Consider the following 14416-nt stretch of genomic DNA (forward strand, 5'->3'; position numbering starts at 1 on the left):
ATGCCGGACACCCGCGTCCGCCGGGCCGTCGCGCTCACCACAGGTCTCGTGGTGCTCGCGGCGGCCCTCGCCGGTGCGGCGTTGCTCAGCCTCGCCGTCGGTTCCCAGCACGTGCCGTTCGGCACGGTGCTGGAGGCGCTCGTGCACCCCGACGACTCGGTCCGCGACAGCCTCATCGTCACCGAGGTACGCATCCCGCGCACCCTGATCGGCCTGCTCGCCGGGTTCGCCCTCGGCCTGGCCGGCGCGATCATCCAGGCGGTGACCCGTAACCCGCTGGCCGACCCGGGCATCCTCGGGGTCAACGCGGGCGCCGGGCTCTTCGTGGTCATCGGCATCAGCGTCTTCGGCGTCACGAGCCTGACCGGCTACGTCTGGTTCGGCTTCGCGGGTGCGGCGCTGGCCGCCGTGGTCGTCTACACGATCGGCTCGATGGGCCGCGGCGGTGCCACCCCGGTCAAGCTCGCCATCGCCGGCACCGCGCTGACCGCGGCACTGCTCTCCTTCACCACGGCGGTGCTGGTCACCGACGTGCAGACCTACGACCAGTTCCGGTTCTGGCAGGTCGGTTCGCTGGCCGGGCGGGGCATGGACATCGCGAAGCAGGGCACGCCGTTCCTGATCGTCGGCGTGGTGATCGCCCTCGCCTCGGCGCGGCTGCTCAACGCCCTCGCGCTCGGCGACGACGTCGCCACGTCACTGGGCCAGAACGTCGGCGTCGCGCGGCTCGTCGCCGCGGCCGCGGTCGTGGTGCTCTGCGGCACGGCTACCGCGATGGCCGGCCCGCTGGTCTTCGTCGGGCTCGTCGTCCCGCACGTCGCTCGCATCATCACCGGTCCGGATCATCGCTGGCTGCTTCCGTACGCGATGCTGCTTGCGCCTTTGCTCCTGCTCCTCGCCGATGTCCTCGGGCGGGTGATCGCCCAGCCCGGTGAGGTCCAGGTCGGCGTGCTCACCGCGATCATCGGCGCACCCGTCTTCGTGGCCCTGGCCCGCCGGCGCCGGTTGGCAGAACTATGAGCGTCGTCGCGGCAACCCGCCGCCACGAATCGCGCCGCGCGCGTACCGTCACGATCGGTCTTGCAGTCGCGCTCGTCGCGCTCTTCGCGCTGAGCCTGTCCTACGGGTCCTTCCAGGTCTCGCTGCCCGACGTCGTGCGGTCCCTGCTCGGGCAGCCGACACCGCCACAGGTCGACTACATCGTGCAGACGCTGCGGCTGCCCCGGGCGCTCGTCGGCGTGCTCGCCGGGATCGCGTTCGGTCTCGCCGGCGCGATCTTCCAGCAGCTGCTGCGCAACCCGCTGGCCAGCCCCGACGTCATCGGCGTCACCTCGGGCGCGACCACGGCAGCCGTACTGTCCATCGTGGTGTTCTCCACCAGCGGCCCGGTGCTCTCGCTGGTCGCCCTCGGCGGCGCGCTGATCACCGCGCTGCTCATCTACCTGTTCGCCTGGCGTGGCGGCAGCGTCGGCGGCTATCGGTTCGTGCTCGTCGGCATCGGGATCGGCGCGGCCATGGCCGGTCTGACCTCGTTCCTGCTGACCCGCGCCGACGTGCGGGCGGCGCAGGAGGCACTGATCTGGCTCGCCGGCAGCCTCAACGGTCGCACCTGGGACAACGTGGTCCCGCTGGCGATCGCGTCGCTGATCCTGGTGCCGGGCGCCGTGCTGCTCGGGCGGCCGCTGACCGGGCTGCAGCTCGGCGACGACGTGGCCCGCGGCCTCGGCCTGCACGTCGAACGCGGCCGGCTGCTCCTGCTGATCGTCGGCGTCTGCCTGGCCGGCACGGCGACCGCGGCGGCCGGCCCGATCTCGTACATCGCGTTCATGTCCGGCCCGATCGCCGCGCGGATGGTCGGCGGCGGACGCCCGGTCCTGCTCCCGGCCGGCCTCGTCGGCGCGGTGATCGTGCTCGCCGGCGACTTCATCGGATCACACCTGCTCGGCCCGGCCCAGTTCCCGGTCGGCGTCGTCACCGGCGTCATCGGCGCGCCCTACCTGCTCTGGCTGCTCGCCACGGCCAACCGAACCGGACGAGGAGGATGACCGTGCCCGCACCGTCCACCCTGCGAGCCGAGGAGCTCTCCCTCGGCTACGGCGACCGGCACGTCGTCGACAACCTGACCCTCGAGATCCCGGCCGGCAAGGTCACCGTCATCGTGGGCCCGAACGCCTGCGGGAAGTCGACGTTCCTGCGCGGCCTCGCGCGGCTGCTGCCGGCCTCCTCGGGGACCGTCCTGCTCGACGGCAGGTCGATCCACTCGACGCCGAGCAAGGACGTCGCGCTCCAGCTCGGCATTCTGCCGCAGGGCCCGATCGCGCCGGACGGCATCACCGTCGCCGACCTGGTGAGCCGGGGCAGGCACCCGCATCAGGGCTACTTCCGGCGTTGGACGGCCGAGGACGACGCCGCGGTCACGGCGGCTCTGACGGCAACCGGCACGCTCGAGCTCGCCGCGCGGTCGGTCGACGAGCTCTCCGGCGGGCAGCGGCAGCGCGTGTGGATCGCCATGGCGCTCGCGCAGCGTACGGGCATCCTGCTCCTCGACGAACCCACCACCTACCTGGACCTGAGCCACCAGGTGGAGGTTCTCGACCTGCTCACCGATCTCAACGAGACCGAGGGCGCGACCGTGGTGATGGTGCTGCACGAGCTGAACCTCGCCTGCCGCTACGCCGACCACCTCGTCGTGATGAAGGACGGCGCGATCGTCGCCGCCGGTGATCCGGGCGAGGTCCTCACCGAACAGGTCGTCGAGAGCGTGTTCGACATGCGCTGCCGGGTGGTCCCCGACCCCGTCTCGCGTACCCCCATGATCGTCCCCATCGGACGGCACCGCACCGGAGGAGTCAGCTGATGGCAGCCGTGGTCGAGGCGACGGTGGTCGCCGTCCAGGAGCTGAGCCCGTCGTTCAAGCGGATCACGTTCGCCGGTTGCTCGCAGATGAGCAGCGGCGGCTACGACCAGCGCATCAAGATCCTGCTGGCCCGCCCCGGCCAGGACGGCCCCAGGCTTCCCGAGGAATCCGACTGGTACGGCTCGTGGCTGGCCATGCCGGAGGACGAACGCCCGATCATGCGCACCTTCACCATCCGCTCCCAGGACGGCCCGCTGGTCGACATCGAGTTCGCCCTCCACGGTGACGCGGGCCCGGCATCGGCCTGGGCCCGTGCCGCGCGTCCCGGCAGCAAACTCGGCATCATCGGCCCAGGGATCAACGACGAGATCAATGCTGTCGCGTACGCCCCCAGCGAACCCGATCCCGAATGGCACCTCCTCGTCGGCGACGACACCGCCATACCCGCGATCGCCTCCATCCTGGAATCCCTCCCACCCGGCGCCGCCGCCCACGTCTTCGTCCAGGTCCCCCACGCGGGCGACGTCCGCGACCTGCCCTGCGCCGGCCGGACCCAGATCACCTGGACCATCGGCCACGGCCTCGCCGACGCCGTCCGCGGGGCGGAGTTCCCGACCGGCAACCCCTACGCCTGGGTCGCGGGCGAGAGCGCGGTGGTCCGCGACGTACGCCGCTACCTCTGCAGCGACCGCGGATGGGACAGCAAGTCGCACTACTTCGGCGGCTACTGGAAAGCAGGCCAGCCGGGATGAGAATCACCACCGGTCCCGCTCAACTCGCCCTCGCAGGCGCCGATAACGCGGTGCGTGACCAGTAGGCGGCAATTTCTGACGGTGCTCGGTGGCGGGGTTGCCGCGGCGGCAGGCCTCGGAGCCGGAAGACACTGGGACCTCTCCGGCTTCACGACGGTGGTCGGCGACGGCGTGTATGCAGCCACTGGGCAGGACCCCGTTACCGACGCGGACATCGCGCTGGAGAACTACGGGACGTATTCGCGGCTGCGCGCCAATGTTCTCAACCGGGGTGTGATGGCGCACGGGATCTCGTACGCGAGCCGGAGTGGGAGCCGAATGATGCGGGTGACCCATCGCGCGGGTTTCTCGTTCCGGTTGCCGTACCTCCCGTCGCAGGCCGGCGGCGACCTGAACGCGCAGACCGTCGAGGGCGGCTTGTTCGTGTGGGACGGCGGGCTCGATCACGGCACTGCGTTCCAGTGGGTGCTCAACCCGTGGGTCGACACCTTCGGCCAGGTCATGGCCTGGACCGGCGACTCCTGGACGCCCGCGGGATACCTCAGGCCCGACACCGCCTGGCACACGGTCAACTTCACCGTCGATCCGGTACGCCTTCGCGTGCGGCTCGCCGTGGACGGGCACCGGCTTCCGGCGCCGTATTCGCGTACCCCCAAGACCGGCTGGGGCTCTGTTGTCACCGCCCGCCTGCAGGCGGAAGCAATCTCCCTCTGGCCCGGCGAAAACGCCACCTGGGCCCCACAACACGAGGTCGACCTGCGCGACTGGACCTGGCGCCGTACCTAAAGTCCGGGTCCAACCCGCCGATAAGGAGTGCCCACCGAGCCGAGGAGCCCACGCGTGATCAGCACCCTGACCGATCAGGCGGTCCAGCTCGCCAACGACCTGGTCGGCCCCAACTCGGTGCTCCCGTGGTGGTCCTGGGCCGCCTGGCTCCTCATGATCTTCGCCGCCATCCTCGGCCCCGGCCTAGCCGCCTGGACCACCGACTCCGACGACTGACAGCCTCGTTCCCGACCCGGCTAACGACCCCGCCAATGCAGGCGGAGCGCCTCGGTGAACATCGGAAAATCCGGATCGTCGGCCGCCACCGCGCCGACGGCATCGAGCAGGCTCTCCCCGCCACCGGGAAAACGTTCGCAGGTTCCCACCAACTCGACCGCTTGGATTCGGGCGGTGTCCCGGTTGGGAACCTGAGTCCTGATGTTCGCGGGGAGTCGGCGCAGAATGGTCCGGCGGTTCTGCTCGTCGCTCAGCAGCAGCGTCAGTGCCGAAACGATCGCACCGAACCCGTCTTCCGAGACTTCTGCGTGGCCCGAGGGCGGCGCCACCTCGTGCAGAAGCGAACGGACGTAGGCGGCAGCAGTGGACGCGGCGTATTTGTGGTAGTCGTCGCTCTTCGTGCCGTCGGCGAGGTCGGAGATTCCCCGGACGACGTACCAGTGCAGGCCGTTGAGGTCCGCACCGACGGCGAGGCCGGCCGCTTCCATCTCGACGGCGATGACGCCGAACTCGCGCGCCAGCCGATCGCGGAGTGCGGCGTTGCGCAGCAACCGGTCAGCGCTGCCGATCGCGCCGCGGTGCACGGCCGGCTTTCTGTCAAAGGGTGCCTCAAGTGCCTGGAACCAGGTCGCCCGTCCAGCCCGCTCCGCGGCCTCCAGTCTTTGGTCCGCGCTGAGGAGCAGCTTCGACAGGCCCTCCACCGGACGCCGGAGCCGGTCGCCGCCTGCCTCGGATCGCACATGGTCGTAGTCGACGATTCCTCTGGTCGAGGAAACGACATCGCCGATCCGGATGTCGTGGCCCGCTGACGGGACACCTCCGGCGATGCCACACATGATGAGATGCCGGACGCCCGGGAAGCTGGCTGCCAGGCGGGCGCTGACCGCCGCCGCGCTCCGGTTGCCGTCGATCACCTGCTGGACGGCAATGACGTGGTGCGGTTGTCCCTGCACCCGGCTGGGCACGGTGCCGTAAAGATAGGAGGTCGTGTCACCATCGACGGTCACCTGAGCTGGATTGTCGATCGTCGATTCAACCGCGTCCCACTCGTCAGATAACGCGGTCACCAGACCAATCAAGATCCGCGATTTTTCCACCCGGCAACCACCGCTCGAGGTCGACAGCAAAACCTAAGCGTCGCAGAGCGAAGCCAGCAAGTACAGAGCGTCAGGTGCCGCTGGTCCGGCTCAGTAATCGTTTCGTTCGTCCCGATGCGCCGAAGTGCAGGTAGTCGCCGAGCCGTCCAGTTTGCACAGAGGGTGACCTGGTGGGAATATGCCCGCCCCCGTGAAATACATAGCGTTACTATGTGCATGCGCCAATGATGCCTGTAGATTGGCTGGTGACGGTCGAATCGCCAGCGGCGGTGATCCCGCGTCTACCTCATCAGGTCCCTTGGCGGGAGGAACTGAGTCGTGAGTCAACCCGATATGGATATAGAGACTCTTCTTGTCGATTTAGAATCGGTCTCGATAACGCAGATAGAAAGCCGCGATCCGCGGGATTTGGAATCGTCCGCGAGAGTCATTCTGCAGCAGGTCGACAGGCCACGGAAAAATGCCGGCACCGGGCCGCCCGGGCGGGTCGATTGATCGTATCGCCGGAGGCGTCCGCGATGTCCTCGTCAGACCACGAGCACCTTCGCCCCCACGTCCTGCCTTTGCGGCGCTTCCGGGAACTGGCCCGAGGCAAGGGCGGGGCAGAGGCCATCAAGGTGATGCTCGCCGGTGAACGCAGCCGCCGGCTCCTGATGGTCTGGCTCCTGCTCGACCAGCTCAAGTCTCATCCCGATGCACTCGGTCCGCTGCCACATTACGACCGGGCCTGGGCGGCGCTGGTAAAGGCGAACGAGCAGGATTCCGCGACGGTTGAGAAGGTGCTGCTCAGCCCCCAGGTGGGGATCTGGCTGTCCCGCATGCTCCGGCTGCTCCGCGGGAGAGCGGTCAGTGCCGGCCCGTTATGGGTGGAGCTCGGTCACCTGCATGCCATTGCCTTCGCGGTGGCTGTCCGCACGAAAACCGCGTTGGAAACGAGCATTCCGGCCCGCGCGGGCCACGTGATGATTCCCACGCTGGGAATGGCATGTCTTCCCGCGACCGAGGCCTGGTCTGTCGTGGAGGCCGGATATTCGGAGCTCACTGGTGCCTGGCTGAGGCTCGGCGAGCCCGAGGTGGTCATCCCGGCCGCTACCGAGGAGGACGGCAACGGCTGGTGGGGCCTACGCGAGGTGGTCGTCGGCCACGACGCGGCCCGGCTCGACATCTGGCTCGACGACCTGGATCCCTATCGGGACCTTGCCGACCCGGTTCCGGCGGTGCGGCTGAGCGACTCCGACTTTCAGCGCTGGCGCCGGCAGATCGGCGATGCCTGGCAGATTGTGTCCCGCGTGTTCCCGGAAACCGCTGAAGCCATGGGCGCCGGTATGCAGTCGCTCGCGCCGTTGCCCGAGGGCGATCGCGCCGAGACCCGAAGCAGCTCAACCGGTGACGGATTCGGGTCGGCGCTCATCTCCCCGCCGGCCGACCCGGTTGCGCTGGCCGTCGCCTTGATCCACGAATTTCAGCACATCAAGCTCGGTGGTCTGCTCCATATGGTTTCCCTGCTGGAGCCGGAAATGAATTCGGAGTTGTCCTACGCCCCGTGGAGAAATGACCCGAGGCCTATTTCCGGATTGCTCCAGGGCGTGTTCGCGTTCTTCGGTATAGCGCAGTTCTGGCAGAACTACCGGCATGGTTTGACCGGTGCCGACAGGGCCGTCGCCGAATTCGAATTCGCCTACGCCCGCCGCCAGACCCGGCTGGGGATGAACGCGCTACGGCGGACCTCGCAGCTGACTGACCTCGGCAGGAGCTTCGTCGCAGAGTTGTCCCGGGAGGTCAGGAGCCAGCACGCCGAGCCGGTCACGTCTGCTGCGGCGCGCACCGCCTGGGCAGCCGCGACGGATCATCAAGTTGTCTGGAAGTTGCGACACTTCCGGCCGGACCCGGACGGCGTAGGCCGCCTGGCTCGCATGTTCCTGGCCGGGCGACCGCCACGCGGGACGCGGCAGGTTGAGTCGATACTCACCCCCCAGCCAGGAGAGTGGAATTTCGCTCGGGTCGCACTGCATCGCGACGGTCTCTACCGGCCGGAGCTGGTGCGGGGTGGGCCGGAGGAGTCATCTCGGTGGTCGGCGCGCCATGGTGCCAGCCAGGCCGATCTGGCTCTCGTTCAGGGCCGGATCGCCAGGGCCGCCGCCGGGTACCGGGCGATGATCGCCGCAGATCCGGACGACATCTCCGCCTGGTCCGGCTTGGCGGTCGCAAACGGCGCCACGGCGGGCAGTACGGCCTGGAAGGCCCTCACGCGCAGGCCCGATCTGGTCCGGGCCGTGTACGTCGCCGCGCACGCTGTCCGAGGCTCGGTCTCTCCGCTCGCCGTCGCCGTCTGGCTGGACGCCGATCGGGGCCGCGCACACCGGTCCTGACCGAACCCGGTGTGCTGCGGCCCCGGCGACGTTCAGAGTGGCATCGGATCCAGGTCGCAGTCCGCTCGCAGGCTTCGTAGCGCGTTCAAGGTCGCGGGATGCTGATCGCCCAGGGACCGGCGGAACCGGGCCATGGTGTCCGCGTGCAGGAGGTCCGCCTCCTGCTCCCGCCCGAGCTTGCGCAGGTCGAGCACGAGGTTGACGCCGACGGCCAAGGTTGATGGATGTTCCACCCCGAGCGTCTTCTCCGAGCGTACGAGCGTGTCCGTGTCCTGCTCGTAAGCGGCCTGGACATCACCCATCGCAAAGAGATCACTCGCGATGTTGGTGGCACAGGCGAGCGAGGTGGGATGGTCCTTCCCCAGTTGCTCTGTGAGGCCCTGCAGGGCCGCTTTGTTGGATCGGTACGCCTTCTGCGGCTGGCCGAGCAGGCGGTCCACGACAGCCAGATTCACCTGCGCCGAGAGGGTGTACGGGTGCAGCGGGCTCAGGCTTGCCTGGTACCGCTTCAAGGTCTCTTCGCCGAGCTCGCGCGCTCCTTCCAGGTCACCGGTCTGACGGAGATCAACCGCGTGATTCAGAGCGGCTGCCATCGTGTCCGGGAAATCGTCGCCGTAGCGGCGGCGGAAGCGCTCCAACGCGTCCCCAGAGAGTTCGAGAGCGCCGTAATGGTCGCCGGCCTTGCGGCGCGCCACCGCCAAGTTCCGGGTTGAGTGCATGACCTGCGGGTTGTTCTGGTCAGCCGTGGCCGCGAGTGTCCGCTTGAGCGCTGCTGCCTGTTCCTGGGCGGCCTTGACGAACTCGCCGGCCTCCCGTCGGTCCACAAGATAGTTGCGTAGCGTGAGCAGGGTATCGGGATCATCGTTGCCGAGGATTTCCTGCCGGCGTTCGTACGTCTCCTTGTCCCGCTTCGCAGCCCCGGTGAAGTCGCCGATCAGCCGCAGGCTCAGCCCGAGGTTGTGGGCAGCTCGTAGGGTCGTCGGGTCATCGTCGTCAAAATGTCTGCGGCAGGCCAGGAAGGTCTTCTCGTCCAGCTCTTTGGCCTTCTTGAAGTCCCCTTGCAGGCGATGCGAGTAGGCCACCAGGAGCTGGGCGTCCAGCGTGTCCTCGTCGTCGGCGCCGACGGTCTCGCGATACAACTCCAGGGCACGCTCGAACAACTGGGCCGCTTCCTCGTACTGTCCCATGAGCGCCTTGACATAGCCGAGGAACTTCGCCAGCCGCAGCGTGTACGGGTTATCCTCGCCCAGCTTGCTGAGCCAGTTGTGGTACGCCTCCTCGGCGAACTCGAGACAACCGCGGTGGTCGCCCCAGTGATAGAGGAACTCCACTGTTTCCATCACTAGGCGAAGCACGTTGGGATCGGTGGAGTTGAGGGCGTCCGACATCCGCACGTGCGGCAACATCGCTTGGTAACGGTCCCAGTTGCTGCGACGTCCGGGGCTGTGCGGGTTGGCGCTGGCGAGCAGCGCCTGCGCCCCGGCGCGCATCAGGTCCCGTTGGTCCTCGTCCATCCGGCTGACCAGGACGGCCTGGACCAGCCGATGGATCTGCAGAGTGTTGGTTCGATGGTTGAACTTGGCCAGGGCGTAGCGGGAGATGGCCCGGATGGCACGGGCGAGCTTGATCGGATCCTTCAGCGTCTCGTCCAGCGGTTCGACAATCCCGGAGGAGAGGGCGCCGCCGAAGAATTCCCGGGAGATCGGCTCGGGTGAGAAGAAGGAACAGACCTGCAACAGCTGAAGGGCCGCGCTGTCCGTTTTCTCGAGCCGGTCCAGAGAGACGTTCCAGGCAGCGGCGACCGAAAGCGGGTAGTCGGGGGACGCATTCTCGGCGAGCAACTCGAGCAGCTTCTTCTTGAGCAGGTCGAGATATTCGCTGACGGGCATGCCCGTGGTCGCGTGCCATGCGGCGGCCTGTTCGACGGCGAGCGGAAGGTCGCCCAACGCCTCGGCCAGCCGATCAGCGTCGGCGTCGGAGAGCTCGGGTGTCCGGTTCTTGAGGAAGCTTCGGCTCTCCTCTCGGGTGAAGACATCGATCTCGAGAGAGCGCGCGACCGCCGACCATTCCGGGTTCCGCGAGGTGACCAGGATCTTCCCGGCACCCCCGGTCGGGAAGTAGGGCCGGACATCCGTCAGCGATTCCGCGTTGTCAAAGACGAGCAGCCATCGCTTGTATTCGACCTCCCCGGTGTTCAGGGCGTCCTGCACGGCGGGGACGGCGGTGTTGGCCTCCGGGCTGACTTCGAGGTGGAGGCGTTGCGCGAGGCGGGTGAGCGAAGCCAGGACCTGGCTGTTCTGTTCGGCGGGAATCCACCATATGAGGTCGTAGTCGCCGCTGTGGCGGTGCACGTATTCGATCGCGACCTGCGACTTGCCGACACCACCCATGCCGTGCAGAGCCTGGGGGAGCACTGCTGCCTCCCGAGCTTCCAGGAGGTCCTGATGTAAGCGCCCCAGGATTAGATCGCGGCCTGTGAAGTTGGGGTTCCTCGGTGGAACTCCGCCCCAGACACGCGGCAACCGTGGTGCACCGGCCATGGTAGCGGCGGCCGTGTCCATGTCGTCTCCGGTTTCGCCGTCAGTCAGGTTGTCTAATAAGTCCAACTTAGCGTTTTCTTCACTATCAGTAGGTATCTTTGAGACGCCCGAATGGGTGTCGCCTCCCTGCCCGTCAACTGGGCAGCCAGGTGTCATTCCGGACTCCGTGGTATCTGCAGGAACCGCCTCGGTATCCAGGGCCGGCCCCAAGGGTGCACCAAGCCGATCTGACTGCTTACGCCACCAATTACGGAGCTCAGCGCCGATCGGCTCATTTGTTGTCCGGGCAGCCCATCCCATCAGGGTCAGGGCCGGGTACCGGCGATCGACTCCGCCGCCGATGCCGACCAGATGGTCAAACGAGCCGGCAAGGTCGGTGGCTACGTCGGCGAACTGAGGTGCGATGTTCCCGACGACGGCCCGCCAGCCGGCTGAGCCGGCGGTGTCAGTCAGTCGCCGGAGCAGGTCACGACCCTCTTTCAGGTCTTCCTCGGGCAGCAGCCCGGCCAGACTCGCAGATTCCACCAGGTCGCAGACCCGGCGGGTGCCGGCCTCGTCCGGCGCCATCGCCTGGATCGCGGCACGCAGGGCCCAGAGGCTGGCCGGCCGCTCCAGGCAGGCGACGACGATGCGGACGATGTGCCCCCGGGCCTCGGGATGTTCCTCGACTTCCGGCAGGATCGTGTCGCGGCGGATCAGGCTCAGCAGGAGGCGCCGGTCGCCCGTCGAGGTGGTCTGGGGAATCCGGACGAGCCCCTCGACGAGTCCGTAGCGAAGGTCCCTGGCGTGATCCCCCCTGCCGGCAGGCTGCACGGGAACCTCCAAACTTCTGATCAGAAGCGATCGAGGGCTATATGAATAAAGCTCGTTCAGTGACTGATGTACGACCGTGTCCTCGGTTCGAGCGAGCGACTAGGCGCATATCGTTCATAGCCTTGCGTGAATGTTGATCAATTGTGGGCACGGTTGGCCATTGTGACCTTACCAACTCCGAAAAGCGGAGTCCGTCAAGGCGATAGGTGCTATGTATTCACGGTTTCATTTCACGTACACTCGGCTATTTGGCTGATCTCGTCGCCTTGTCGGTTCCACCTCGCATCGAGGCTGCCGTCCCGCATCCGGCTGGGCGCGGACGGTGTGGATCTACATCGGACGGTCGAGATTAGACCGCGCGCCCGCAGAGTGTGGCCGCCGTCCCAGTGTTCGAGCGGGCCGTGGCTGGCGGATGGTGGTCCATACATTTGATCTTATGGATCTTTGGGATGCCCGATCCCTCCCGCTGGGAGACCATCGGCCCGAAACATGAAGCCTCCTCGTACACACGGACATCGCTATATGTCTATGTGTAGCTACCGCTACGGATCCTGCGGTTTCAGGAGGACCTAGTGAATCGAACTCTGTCGGCCGTCAGTGCCGCCCTGCTCCTGGGTGGGCTGATGGCAGGCGTCGGCCCCGTGGCGACCGCCGCGGCGGCGCCCCCGGCTCCCGTCACGCCACTGGCCGCGGCCTCGCGTGCCCTCACCGAGCACCGCCCGGCGTTGCAGGCCGGCTCCTCGGATGCGTTCTCCGTGCGTAGCAGTGCCGTCGACGCAGATGGTTCCGCGCACGTCCACTATGACCGTACGTATCAGGGCCTGCGGGTCAGGGGTGGCGACACGGTGGTGCACACCGCGCCGGACGGTAGCTTCGAGAAGGCGTCGGTGGGCCTCACCAAGCCGCTCTCGCTGGGCACCAGCGCCGCGATCTCCTCCGATGCCGCTGCTGCCGCGGCCAAGAAGGCGTTCCGGGGGAAGGTCACCGAGGTGGGCACCCCGGAGAAGATCGTGGACGCCTCCGCGGGCGGTGCCGTGCTGGCGTACCAGACGGAAGTTGAAGGCTGGGCCACTGATGGGCAGACGCCGTCCAGGCTGCAGGTTGTCACGGACGCGACCACCGGTGCGGTGCGTGATTCTTGGGACGAGATCGAGACCGTTGACGGTACGGGCCGGGGCATCTACGTCGGCACCGTCACGCTCAGCACCACCCAGTCCGGCAGCAGCTACACGCTGACCGACCCCACGCACGGCAACGGCTACACGTGCGACATGAACAACACCACCACGACCTGCTCGACCATGACCGACACCGACAATGCGTGGGGTACGGGCGCGCAGTCGAGCGACCAGTCGGCCGCCGTGGACGCGCACTACGGCGCCGCGCTCACGTTCGACTACTTCAAGAACAACCATGCCCGCAACGGCATCTTCAACAACGGTGCCGGCGTGCCGTCCCGCGTGCACTACGGCAGCAGCTACGTCAACGCCTTCTGGGACGGCGCGCAGATGACGTACGGCGACGGCTCCGGCAACGCGGACCCGCTGGTCTCCCTCGACGTCGCCGGGCACGAGATGTCGCACGGCGTCACCGAGAACACGGCGAACCTGAACTACACCGGTGAGTCCGGCGGCCTCAACGAGGCGACCAGCGACATCTTCGGCACGATGGTCGAATTCTCGGCGAACAACACCTCCGACCCGGGCGACTACCAGATCGGCGAGGAGATCGACATCAACGGCGACGGTACGCCGCTGCGCTACATGTACAACCCCACGCTCGACGGCGCCTCCCACGGCTGCTGGTCCTCCACCACGAACAGCGTCGACGTCCACTACTCGTCAGGCCCCGGCAACCACTTCTTCTTCGACCTGGCCGAGGGTACGGGCGCCACGGCGTACGGAACCTCCCCCGTCTGCAGCTCCGCCCCGGCCGTCACCGGCATCGGCCGCGCCAAGGCAGCGGCCATCTGGTACCGCGCCCTGAGCACGTACTTCACCTCGACCACCCGCTACTACCTGTCCAGCAACCTGGCCAACTCGGCCCGCGCCCACACCCTGTCGGCCGCAACCGACCTCTACGGCAACTGCAGCACCGAATACAAGGCGGTCCAGGCCGCCTGGACCGCAGTGAACGTGGCCGGCGCCGACGCCACCTGCTCCACCAGCGGCAACAGCTTCACCCTGGCACTCTCGTCTACCTCGGGCACGGTGGCTCCCGGCGCGTCCGTCCAGACCACCGCCACCACGGTCAACACCGGCACCGCCCAGACCGTCGCCTTCACCGCCTCCGGCCTCCCGACCGGCGCCACGGCCACCTTCAACCCGGCTTCCATCACCTCGGGCGCCTCGTCGACATTGACGCTGGCCACGTCCGCATCAACCCCGGCCGGCACCTACTCGATCACGGTCACCGGCACGGGCACCTCGGTCACCCGCACGGCGACGTACACGCTCACCGTGTCCGGTGGCGGCGGCGGAACCTGCTCGGCCACCCAGCTCCTCGCCAACGCCGGCTTCGAATCAGGCGCCACATCCTGGACCCAGAGCCCGTCCGGCGTCATCGGCATCCACAGCACCCAACCCGCCCGCACCGGCAGCTACGCCGCCTGGCTCAACGGCAACGGCTCCACGTCGACGCAGTACATCTACCAGCAGGTCACCCTGCCGACCGGCTGCGCAACGTACGCCCTGTCGTTCTACCTGCACATCGACACCGCCGAGACCTCCACGAGTACGCAGTACGACAAGCTCCAGGTCCAGGTCCTGAACACGAGCGGCACCGTCCTCGGCACGGTCGGCACGTACTCCAACCTGAACGCGGCCAGCGGCTACACGGCCCGCTCCTTCAGCCTCGCGTCCTACGCGGGCCAGACCGTCCGCCTCCGCTTCTACGGCACCGAGGACTCATCCCTCCAGACGTCCTTCACCATCGACGACACAGCCCTGAACATCTCCTGACGTTCTGACTACCGCACGACCGGGGC

General features: G+C 67.6%; 10 protein-coding genes. 8 read left to right on the forward strand and 2 right to left on the reverse strand.

The features are described from left to right. Genes Ahu01nite_RS29400 through Ahu01nite_RS29425 form a run of 6 tightly spaced genes read left to right on the forward strand, consistent with a single transcriptional unit; the run spans position 1 to position 4611 of the window. A complete protein-coding gene (locus tag Ahu01nite_RS29400) occupies positions 1 to 1020 on the forward strand; it encodes a FecCD family ABC transporter permease (protein ID WP_203839905.1) in 1020 nt (339 codons plus the stop codon). Next, positions 1017 to 2045: a FecCD family ABC transporter permease gene (locus Ahu01nite_RS29405; protein WP_203839906.1), complete on the forward strand. Its 1029-nt coding sequence runs from the start codon at positions 1017 to 1019 to the stop codon at positions 2043 to 2045. Before Ahu01nite_RS29400 ends, Ahu01nite_RS29405 begins: the two co-directional genes overlap by 4 nt. Beyond that, complete coding sequence (locus Ahu01nite_RS29410; RefSeq protein WP_203839907.1) at positions 2042 to 2857, forward strand: ABC transporter ATP-binding protein; 816 nt, start codon at positions 2042 to 2044, stop codon at positions 2855 to 2857. The genes Ahu01nite_RS29405 and Ahu01nite_RS29410 overlap by 4 nt, the downstream gene beginning before the upstream one ends. After that, positions 2857 to 3609, forward strand: coding sequence for a siderophore-interacting protein (locus tag Ahu01nite_RS29415; RefSeq protein ID WP_203839908.1), 753 nt, complete (start codon positions 2857 to 2859; stop codon positions 3607 to 3609). The genes Ahu01nite_RS29410 and Ahu01nite_RS29415 overlap by 1 nt, the downstream gene beginning before the upstream one ends. Before the next feature lie 54 nt (positions 3610 to 3663). Continuing rightward, a complete protein-coding gene (locus tag Ahu01nite_RS29420; protein WP_203839909.1) occupies positions 3664 to 4395 on the forward strand; it encodes a hypothetical protein in 732 nt (243 codons plus the stop codon). A gap of 54 nt (positions 4396 to 4449) precedes the next feature. Further along, positions 4450 to 4611, forward strand: a complete 162-nt coding sequence (locus Ahu01nite_RS29425) for a hypothetical protein (RefSeq protein WP_203839910.1) — start codon at positions 4450 to 4452, stop codon at positions 4609 to 4611. A 20-nt stretch (positions 4612 to 4631) separates the two neighbouring features. Here Ahu01nite_RS29425 and Ahu01nite_RS29430 read toward each other — a convergent pair whose 3' ends face one another. Further along, positions 4632 to 5738 carry a phosphorylase family protein gene (locus Ahu01nite_RS29430; RefSeq protein WP_203839911.1) on the reverse strand — a complete coding sequence of 369 codons (1107 nt, stop codon included), beginning with the start codon at positions 5736 to 5738 and terminating at the stop codon, positions 4632 to 4634. A 533-nt stretch (positions 5739 to 6271) separates the two neighbouring features. Here Ahu01nite_RS29430 and Ahu01nite_RS29435 point away from each other — a divergent pair. After that, positions 6272 to 8077: an HEXXH motif domain-containing protein gene (locus tag Ahu01nite_RS29435; RefSeq protein ID WP_203839912.1), complete on the forward strand. Its 1806-nt coding sequence runs from the start codon at positions 6272 to 6274 to the stop codon at positions 8075 to 8077. 32 nt (positions 8078 to 8109) lie between these two features. Here Ahu01nite_RS29435 and fxsT read toward each other — a convergent pair whose 3' ends face one another. Next, the gene (fxsT, locus tag Ahu01nite_RS29440; RefSeq protein ID WP_203839913.1) at positions 8110 to 11430 is read right to left on the reverse strand and encodes an FxSxx-COOH system tetratricopeptide repeat protein; all 3321 of its coding nucleotides are present in this window, start codon (positions 11428 to 11430) and stop codon (positions 8110 to 8112) included. 572 nt (positions 11431 to 12002) lie between these two features. On the opposite strand from fxsT, the gene Ahu01nite_RS29445 reads away from it, so the two are divergent. Continuing rightward, entirely contained in the window at positions 12003 to 14390 is a 2388-nt protein-coding gene (locus Ahu01nite_RS29445) for a M4 family metallopeptidase (RefSeq protein WP_239159235.1), read from the forward strand. The last annotated feature ends 26 nt before the right edge of the window (positions 14391 to 14416 follow it).

It is taken from the genome of Winogradskya humida (assembly GCF_016862215.1).
Lineage (GTDB): Bacteria > Actinomycetota > Actinomycetes > Mycobacteriales > Micromonosporaceae > Actinoplanes > Actinoplanes humidus.